8 protein-coding genes are annotated in these 7,727 nt (G+C 66.4%); 1 reads left to right on the top strand and 7 read right to left on the bottom strand.

The annotated features are described in order from the left end of the window. Window positions 1-145 precede the first annotated feature (145 nt). On the bottom strand, window positions 146-1,513 hold the full coding sequence (purB, locus tag G5A07_RS20840; RefSeq protein ID WP_010480398.1) for an adenylosuccinate lyase: 1,368 nt from the start codon (window positions 1,511-1,513) through the stop codon (window positions 146-148). A gap of 292 nt (window positions 1,514-1,805) precedes the next feature. Here purB and G5A07_RS20835 point away from each other — a divergent pair, with 292 nt between their 5' ends. Next, on the top strand, window positions 1,806-3,230 hold the full coding sequence (locus G5A07_RS20835) for a class II fumarate hydratase (RefSeq protein ID WP_191863940.1): 1,425 nt from the start codon (window positions 1,806-1,808) through the stop codon (window positions 3,228-3,230). 79 nt (window positions 3,231-3,309) lie between these two features. On the opposite strand, the gene G5A07_RS20830 is transcribed toward G5A07_RS20835, so the two are convergent. The 6 genes from G5A07_RS20830 to G5A07_RS20805 form a co-directional block, all read right to left on the bottom strand. After that, entirely contained in the window at window positions 3,310-3,735 is a 426-nt protein-coding gene (locus G5A07_RS20830; protein ID WP_010480403.1) for a hypothetical protein, read from the bottom strand. Between the two features lie 106 nt (window positions 3,736-3,841). Further along, window positions 3,842-4,447, bottom strand: coding sequence for a hypothetical protein (locus G5A07_RS20825; RefSeq protein WP_010480405.1), 606 nt, complete (start codon window positions 4,445-4,447; stop codon window positions 3,842-3,844). 30 nt (window positions 4,448-4,477) lie between these two features. Then, the gene (locus G5A07_RS20820) at window positions 4,478-5,365 is read right to left on the bottom strand and encodes a DUF2807 domain-containing protein (RefSeq protein WP_010480407.1); all 888 of its coding nucleotides are present in this window, start codon (window positions 5,363-5,365) and stop codon (window positions 4,478-4,480) included. A gap of 25 nt (window positions 5,366-5,390) precedes the next feature. Next, window positions 5,391-6,419 carry an ABC-2 transporter permease gene (locus tag G5A07_RS20815; protein ID WP_010480410.1) on the bottom strand — a complete coding sequence of 343 codons (1,029 nt, stop codon included), beginning with the start codon at window positions 6,417-6,419 and terminating at the stop codon, window positions 5,391-5,393. Continuing rightward, window positions 6,416-7,291: an ABC transporter ATP-binding protein gene (locus G5A07_RS20810; RefSeq protein ID WP_191863939.1), complete on the bottom strand. Its 876-nt coding sequence runs from the start codon at window positions 7,289-7,291 to the stop codon at window positions 6,416-6,418. The genes G5A07_RS20815 and G5A07_RS20810 overlap by 4 nt, the downstream gene beginning before the upstream one ends. Then, a complete protein-coding gene (locus tag G5A07_RS20805) occupies window positions 7,291-7,650 on the bottom strand; it encodes a GntR family transcriptional regulator (RefSeq protein ID WP_006453095.1) in 360 nt (119 codons plus the stop codon). Before G5A07_RS20805 ends, G5A07_RS20810 begins: the two co-directional genes overlap by 1 nt. Window positions 7,651-7,727 lie beyond the last annotated feature (77 nt).

Genomic DNA, 7,727 nt, shown 5'->3' with positions numbered 1-7,727 from the left:
CCCCCCGGGCGGGGTTCCCGGGGTGCCCCGGGGGCCCATCCCGACCCGCCCAGCTAGCAGCAATCCAGAGCCGCTCTTGACGTTTATGTTGCTGTTGCCGTTGCCTGCCGCAGGCAGCGCCCGCGGCCGCCGCCGCAGGAAAACCTTAGATCTTCTTCGCCAGCGATTCCGCCAGACCGGTGTAGCTGCCCGGGGTCATCTCCAGCAGGCGCTGCTTCGCATCCGCCGGCAGCTCCAGCCCCTGCACGAACGCACGCATCGACTCGGCGGTGATGCCCTGGCCACGGGTCAGCGCCTTCAGCTGCTCGTACGGATTCGGCAGGCCATGGCGGCGCATCACCGTCTGCACGGCTTCGGCCAGCACTTCCCAGGCCGCGTCCAGATCCGCGTCCAGCCGCTGCGGGTTCACTTCCAGCTTGCCCAGGCCCTTGGCCAGCGAGTCCAGTGCCACCTGGCTGTGGCCGAACGCGGTGCCCAGTGCACGCAGCACGGTGGAATCGGTCAGGTCACGCTGCCAGCGGCTGATCGGCAGCTTCGCGCTGAAGTGCTCGAACAGCGCGTTGGCGATGCCGAAGTTGCCTTCCGCATTCTCGAAATCGATCGGGTTGACCTTGTGCGGCATCGTCGACGAGCCGACTTCGCCTTCCTTCAGGCGCTGCTTGAAGTAGCCCAGCGAAACGTAGCCCCAGATGTCACGGGCCAGGTCGATCAGGATGATGTTGGCGCGGCGTGCGGCATCGCCGATCTCGGCGATGTTGTCGTGCGGCTCGATCTGCGTGGTGTACGGGTTGAACACCAGGCCCAGGCCGGTCACGAAGCGCTCGGCGAAGGCCGGCCAGTCCACGTCCGGATAGCTGGCCACGTGCGCGTTGTAGTTGCCTACCGCGCCGTTGATCTTGCCGGTCAGCTCGACGGCAGCGATCTGCCTGCGCTGGCGCTCCAGGCGCGCGACCACGTTGGCCAGTTCCTTGCCCAGGGTGGTCGGCGAGGCGGTCTGGCCGTGGGTGCGCGACAGCATCGGCTGGCCGGCCTGGGCGTGGGCTAGGCTGCGCAGGCTGTTGGCGATGCCGTCCAGGGTCGGCAGCAGCACCTCGCGGCGGGCCTGCTCCAGCATCAGGCCGTAGCTGAGGTTGTTGATGTCTTCGCTGGTGCAGGCGAAATGCACGAATTCCAGCGCCGGTGCCAGCTCGGTGTCGTCCTTCAGCTGTTCCTTGATGAAGTACTCCACCGCCTTGACGTCATGGTTGGTGGTGCGCTCGATTTCCTTCACGCGCGCGGCCTGGGCCGGGCTGAAGCTGGCGGCCAGGGCGCGCAGGCGGGCGACGGCGGCGTCGGAGAACGGGGCCAGCTCGACGATGCCCGGCTCGGCGGCCAGGGCCAGCAGCCACTCCACTTCGACCGTGATGCGGGCCTTGATCAGGCCGTACTCGGAGAAGATCGGGCGCAGGGCATCGACCTTGCCGGCATAGCGGCCATCGAGCGGGGACAGGGCGAGCAGGGCGGAATCGGACATGTCGGCAGGGCTGGGACGAGCGGCGGGGGCCATATTCTACGATGTGCCGGGCAGGCGTGCCCTGTAGAGCCGAGCCCACGCGCGGCTGCTCCGGGTAATCCAGCGCCCACGGGCCAGCCGAGCGTAGGTTCGGTTCTACAACACGGCCCTGCGGATGAAACGATCTGGCCCGCGCTCGTCATCCCACGCTGCGGGCAAGGGAGTATCGTTGGCGTAGCCGCCAGCCCGGGAAGCGACACCCTGCCAGCCGCCGCTTCCCTTTCCCCAACTGAAGTAGTGCGGAGTTGATGCAATGAGCAAAGCTGCAAGCAAGGGTTTCAGAATCGAACACGACAGCATGGGCGAGCTGCAGGTGCCTGTGGACGCCCTGTGGGGCGCCCAGACCCAGCGTGCCGTGCAGAACTTCCCGGTGTCGGGCCAGCGCATGCCGCGCGGTTTCATCCGTGCCCTGGGCCTGGTCAAGGGCGCCGCCGCGGGCGTCAACGCCGAGCTGGGCCACCTGCCGAAGAATGTGGCCAAGGCCATCCAGACCGCCGCCGCCGAAGTGGCTGCCGGCGACTGGGACGCGCACTTCCCGATCGACGTCTACCAGACCGGTTCGGGTACATCCTCGAACATGAATGCCAACGAGGTCATCGCCACCCTGGCCAACCGTGCCGGCAAGGCCGGCAAGGCCGCTGTGCATCCCAATGACCACGTCAACCAGGGGCAGAGCTCCAACGACGTGATTCCAACCGCGCTGCGCGTGTCGGCGGTACTGGCGACGCATGAGCAGCTGCTGCCGGCGCTGGTGCACCTGCGCAAGACCCTGGACAAGAAGGGCCGCAGCCTGCGCAAGGTGGTCAAGACCGGCCGTACCCACCTGATGGATGCGATGCCGCTCACCTTCGAGCAGGAATTCGGTGCGTGGTCGGCGCAGCTGGCCTCGGCGCAGGAGCGCATCGAAGACAGCCTCAAGCGCGTGCGTCGCCTGCCGCTGGGCGGCACCGCCATCGGCACCGGCATCAACGCCGACCCACGTTTTGGCGCGCAGGTCGCCAAGGCGCTGAAGCAGCAGACCGGTTTCAAGTTCGACAGCGCCGAGAACAAATTCGAAGGCCTGGCCGCGCAGGACGATGCAGTCGAGCTGTCCGGCCAGCTCAATGCGCTGGCCGTGGCGCTGATCAAGATCGCCAATGACCTTCGCTGGATGAACGCCGGTCCGCTGGCCGGGCTGGGCGAGATCGAACTGCCGGCACTGCAGCCGGGCAGCTCGATCATGCCGGGCAAGGTCAATCCGGTGATTCCGGAAGCGACCGTGATGGCCTGTGCGCAGGTCATCGGCCACCACACCGCGATCACCGTGGCTGGCCAGACCGGCAACTTCCAGCTCAACGTCACGCTGCCGCTGATCGCGGTGAACCTGCTCGATGGCATCGCCCTGCTCGCCAACGTGTCGACCCTGTTGGCGGACAGCGCGATCGCCGGGCTGAAGGTGCGTGAGGATCGCGTGGCCGAGGCGCTGGCGCGTAATCCGATCCTGGTCACCGCACTGAATCCGATCATCGGCTACGAGAAGGCTGCGGCGATTGCCAAGCGTGCCTACAAGGAACAGCGCCCGGTGCTGGACGTGGCACTGGAGGACAGCGGGTTGGCCGAAGCCGAGCTGCGTCGTCTGCTGGACCCGGCCGCGCTGACGGCCGGTGGCATCCAGGCCGGTGGCGGTGGCGGCGGTTGATCCGGATTCTGTAATCTGTAGAGCCGAGCCCATGCCCGGCTCTACAAAAGGAAACGCCGCCCTCGGGCGGCGTTTTTCTTCAGCGACGGTCGGCGACGATGTTGCCGAAGGTGTCGGTGTAATCCTTGAACTCGGGGATGCGCTGGATCAGGTCCGTCGGAATCACTTCCATGCCCTCGGGCGGCTGGATCTTCACCGGCTGCATGTTGGGATCGGCCGGTGCGGCCACCAGGGTGTTCTGGCGCAGCACCTGCAGCTTGCCGAACATGGTCTGCAGCATCTGCTTCTGTCCGTCGTCCAGCGGAATCTGGATCTCGTCCATCTTCATCGTGCCATCGGCGAGGATGATGATGTTCGGTGCTGGCGGGCGACGCACGGTGACCATGCCTTCGCTGACGGAAATCTTGGGCTTGCCGCGCTCGGCACGGTGGTTGCGGTATTCCTGGTCACAGCCGACCAGGCCGAGGCAGAGCAGGGCGGTCAGCAGCAGAAACAGCTTCTTCATGACATTCGGTTCGGGGGCGTCCGGGGCCGCCATTGTAAGCCGGACGGCGCACTACGGCCGGCAGCCGGACGCCGCTGCCGGCCGGGTGCGCTGATCTGTCACAGGCCTAGCGCTGGACCACGGTGTCCTTGCCGCAGTCGTCCACGTCGCCCTGGTCCATGGTCGCGTAGGGCTTGAACGCCGGCAGTTCGCGTGCGAGCGCCTGCTGGCTGGCCAGCATCGCCGGAAGGCGGTCGCAGATGCGCTTGGCCTGGGCTTCGATCTTCTCGGCTTCGGCATTGATGCGCTTTTCGACACCTTCGCTGTCGCCGCTGAAAATGCCCTTCAGCGCTTCGCCGGCCGCGCTGGCACCCAGTTTGGCGCCTGCCAGGCCGACATCCATGCCGTCCATCGCGATGGCGACCACGTGGCCGCGGTAGTCCTGCAGATGGCGGCGCTGGATATCGTTGGCAGCGATCTCCTTGCCCGCGATCAGCAGGCGGCCATCCGGGGTGATCTCCGCACGCGGCTGCTTGTCCGCTGAGATCTTGATGTTGCCCTGGGCGATATCCTTGCGGGCATCGTCCATGGCGTTTCTGACGGTCTCGCCAACGCCACCTGTGGCTTCGGCGACGCTTTTGCCGACGGTCTTGTCGGGCGCGGACGACGTGCCGCCGCAGGCGATCAGCGGCAGGGACAGCAGCACAGCGGGCAACAGGCGCAACAGGTTCATGGTGTTCCCCTGGTAGTGTCTGGAAGAGGGTTACTTGCTGCGCGGCAGAGTGACCCGCCCGCTGACGTTGCGATGATCGACGTCACCGCTGCCGCTGTGATCGACGGTCAGGGTGCCGCGCACGCCGTCGACGTGGATGTCGCCCGAGCCGTGGCTGCGGACGTGCACATTGCCGCCGATGTCGGCCAGGTCGACGCCGCCGGAGCCGACCACGCCCACTTCAACGTTGCCCTGCACGCGCTTGAACTCGATGTCACCCGAGCCCACCGTGTCCAGCCGCGCGTTGCCACGTACATCGGTGATCTTCAGGTCACCGGAGCCGACGGTACCGGTGCTGGCGTCGCCGCTGATGTTGCGTACGGTGACGTCGCCGGAACCCAGCGACAGCAGGTTCAAGGAACTGCCGCCATCGATGTTGAGGTCGCCGGAACCCACTGCAGCGTGGATGCTGCCGCGGGTGCCGCGGGCCACCGCGTCACCTGAGCCGACGTCCACGCTGAGGGACTGTGCGTTTTCCACGCTGGCATCGCCCGAGCCGACCTTGAACTGCAGCGGCAGGTTGTCCGGCACGCTGCCGCGGATATCCAGCCAGGCGTAGCTGTTGCCCAGACTGATGCCACTTTGGCGGCCGTCGCGGCGCAGGCTCACCACCAGCTTGTCGCCCACCTTGCGCTGGTCCAGTACCAGCTGGTCCAGCCATTCCTGGCTGGACGCGCAGGCGCGGCCGTCCAGCTGGCCGCCGCCAGCGCTGGCGACCACCTTCAGGTCATGCTGGTTGACCTCGAACACCACCGTCTTGGCACCGGCCACGTCCAGCTTCAGCGCGCGGGCAGCAGTGAACTTGCAGTTCGGAGCATCGGCGGCCAGCGCCGACAACGGCAACAGCAACAACGCAGAACAGGCGAGCAGGGAACGCATGGGTAATGCCTCCGGATGGATGGGATCAGATCTCGCCGGCGCGCTTGCGCAGGCGGATGGCAAGGAAGATGAACACTGCACCGACGACGGCGCCGATCCACAGTTCCGGCATCGCCAGCGACTTCAGCTGCGAGGCGGGGGACATCAGACTGACGACCGACTCGAGATCGCGGCGCGAGCCCTCATCGGCGCTTAGGCGGTACACCAGGTCGGTGCCCGGCACGGCGCCCAGCAGCAGGCGCCCGACGATGTTCTGCCAGAACCAGCCCGTGGTCAGGCCGATCAGCGGCATCACCTTGGTGGTGCTGATGATGACGCCGGCAAACAGCGGCAGCATCACCGCCCACAGGAACGGCTTGCTCCTGGCCCATGCCGAGCACAGCAGCAGCCAGCCGGCGGTGGGCAGGGCCCACAGGGCATAGACCGGAATCCAGGCCAGGTGCCCAGCGGCAAGGGTCAGCGGGCTGGCCGGGCCCCAGATCAGGGTCATCGGGCTGCCACCGTGCAGCAGCGCGACGGCACTGATGATCAGCATGAAACCGAACATGGTGAGGATGCCAGCGATCACCGCGATCAACGGTGCCACGATCAGTGCGCTGATCACCTTGGACAGCACGGTCTGCGTGTCCGACAGCGGCAACGACTTCCAGAACAGGATGCTGCGGTCGCGGCGATCGTCGTACAGGGCGCCCAGGCAGTAGAAGAACACCACGAAGGCCAGCACCAGGAACGGCCAGGCCGAGCTGAGCACCAGGGTCAGGTCGAGGCCGTTGCCGAGGTCGGCCAGGTCCTTGGTGCTGATGTCGCGGGTCAGCAGGGCCAGGTCCAGGCCGTTGATGTTCACGTCTTCGCCATCGATGTGCAGGCCGCCATCACGCGCGGCCCGATGCAGAGCGAACAGGCCAAAGGCGATGCCGATGGTGCTCATCACCAGCGAGATCAGGCCGGCGATCAGCGGTGCATACAGGAAACCGCCACGGTTCTCCCAGTACTCGCGCTTGAGCAGCCAGCGCAGGGTGCCCATCGGGCTGACGGGGTGGTTGACGGCATTCATGCGTAGGTCCCCTTCATGATGGCGACGAACAGATCGGCCAGGCCCGGGCTGCGGGTCTCGCCAAGGGTGGAGAGCTGGATGCGCGGCACGCCATCGAACAGCATCACGGTCTTGCCGAACGCCAGGCTGCGCTCGTCGATCGGCTTCAGGGCGCGGGCGGTGTCCAGCTGGTCGGCATTGACCAGCAGCTCGGTGTAGCGCCGGCCGACGTCGTCCATTTCCGCGTCGAGCACGATGCGGCCGTCGCGGATGAACATCACGTCGCTGAGGATGTGCTCGATCTCCTCCACCTGGTGGGTGGTGACGATGATGGTCTTCTGTTCGTCGAAGTAGTCTTCCAGCAGGCGCTGGTAGAACTCCTTGCGGTACAGGATGTCCAGGCCCAGGGTCGGTTCGTCCAGCACCAGGATGCGGGCATCGATGGCCATCACCAGCGCCAGGTGCAGCTGCACGATCATGCCCTTGGACAGCTCGCGCACGCGCTGCTTCGGCTGCAGCTTGGTGTTGGCCAGGAAGCGCTCGCAACGGGCGCGGTCGAAGCGCGGGTGCACGCCGGCGACGAAGTCGATCGCCTCGCGGACCTTCAGCCAGCGCGGCAGTACGGCGACGTCGGCGATGAAGCAGATGTCGTTCATCAGTTCGTCGCGGTGCAGTCGCGGGTCGCGGCCGAGCACGCTCAGTTCACCCTCCACCGAGGTCAGGCCCAGAAGGGCCTTCAGCGCGGTGGTCTTGCCGGCGCCATTGGGCCCGATCAGGCCGACGATACGCCCGCTTGGAATGCTGAAACTGGCATTGTCGAGGGCGACCGTGGTCTTGTAGGCCTTGCGCAGGCCTCGGGCGGTGATGACCGACTCACTTGCAGTGCTATTCATCAGACTTTCCCCTGGGGCAGCAATTCGTCGAGGCTCAGGCCCAGGCGCTGGATGCGCTCCAGAACCGCGGGCCATTCTTCGTTGAGGAAACGGTCGCGCTCGCTGCTGCGCAGCTGCGTGGCCGCCTGCTCGGTCATGAACATGCCCAGGCCGCGGCGCTTCTCGACCAGGCCTTCGTCGGCCAGTTCCTGGTAAGCGCGCGAAACGGTGATGGGATTGAGTTGATAGTCGGCGGCCACCTGGCGCACCGAAGGCAGGGCATCGCCCGGCTTGAGGATTCCGTCGAGCATCATGGCGATCACGCGCTCCTTCAACTGACGGTAGATGGGAGCGCCGTCGCTCCACTGGATGTCGCTCATATTCAGCTCCGTGGGGTCAGCGGCTGGGCGAACGAGAAATACGGCATGGACAGCGCGCTGTGCAGCCGACGCGGGGG

The organism is Stenotrophomonas sp. AS012628 (assembly GCF_010608305.1).
Lineage (GTDB): Bacteria > Pseudomonadota > Gammaproteobacteria > Xanthomonadales > Xanthomonadaceae > Stenotrophomonas > Stenotrophomonas geniculata.
Note: the sequence above shows the minus strand (reverse complement) of the source record. Positions and strands in the feature narration are given on the sequence as shown.

Excerpts from the sequence above, each read along its gene's own strand:
- G5A07_RS20805 (WP_006453095.1), bottom strand. The coding sequence starts at position 7,650 with ATGAGCGACATCCAGTGGAGCGACGGCGCTCCCATCTACCGTCAGTTG.
- G5A07_RS20820 (WP_010480407.1), bottom strand. The coding sequence starts at position 5,365 with ATGCGTTCCCTGCTCGCCTGTTCTGCGTTGTTGCTGTTGCCGTTGTCG.
- G5A07_RS20830 (WP_010480403.1), bottom strand. The coding sequence starts at position 3,735 with ATGAAGAAGCTGTTTCTGCTGCTGACCGCCCTGCTCTGCCTCGGCCTG.
- purB (WP_010480398.1), bottom strand. The coding sequence starts at position 1,513 with ATGTCCGATTCCGCCCTGCTCGCCCTGTCCCCGCTCGATGGCCGCTAT.
- G5A07_RS20825 (WP_010480405.1), bottom strand. The coding sequence starts at position 4,447 with ATGAACCTGTTGCGCCTGTTGCCCGCTGTGCTGCTGTCCCTGCCGCTG.
- G5A07_RS20835 (WP_191863940.1), top strand. The coding sequence starts at position 1,806 with ATGAGCAAAGCTGCAAGCAAGGGTTTCAGAATCGAACACGACAGCATG.
- G5A07_RS20815 (WP_010480410.1), bottom strand. The coding sequence starts at position 6,419 with ATGAATGCCGTCAACCACCCCGTCAGCCCGATGGGCACCCTGCGCTGG.
- G5A07_RS20810 (WP_191863939.1), bottom strand. The coding sequence starts at position 7,291 with ATGAATAGCACTGCAAGTGAGTCGGTCATCACCGCCCGAGGCCTGCGC.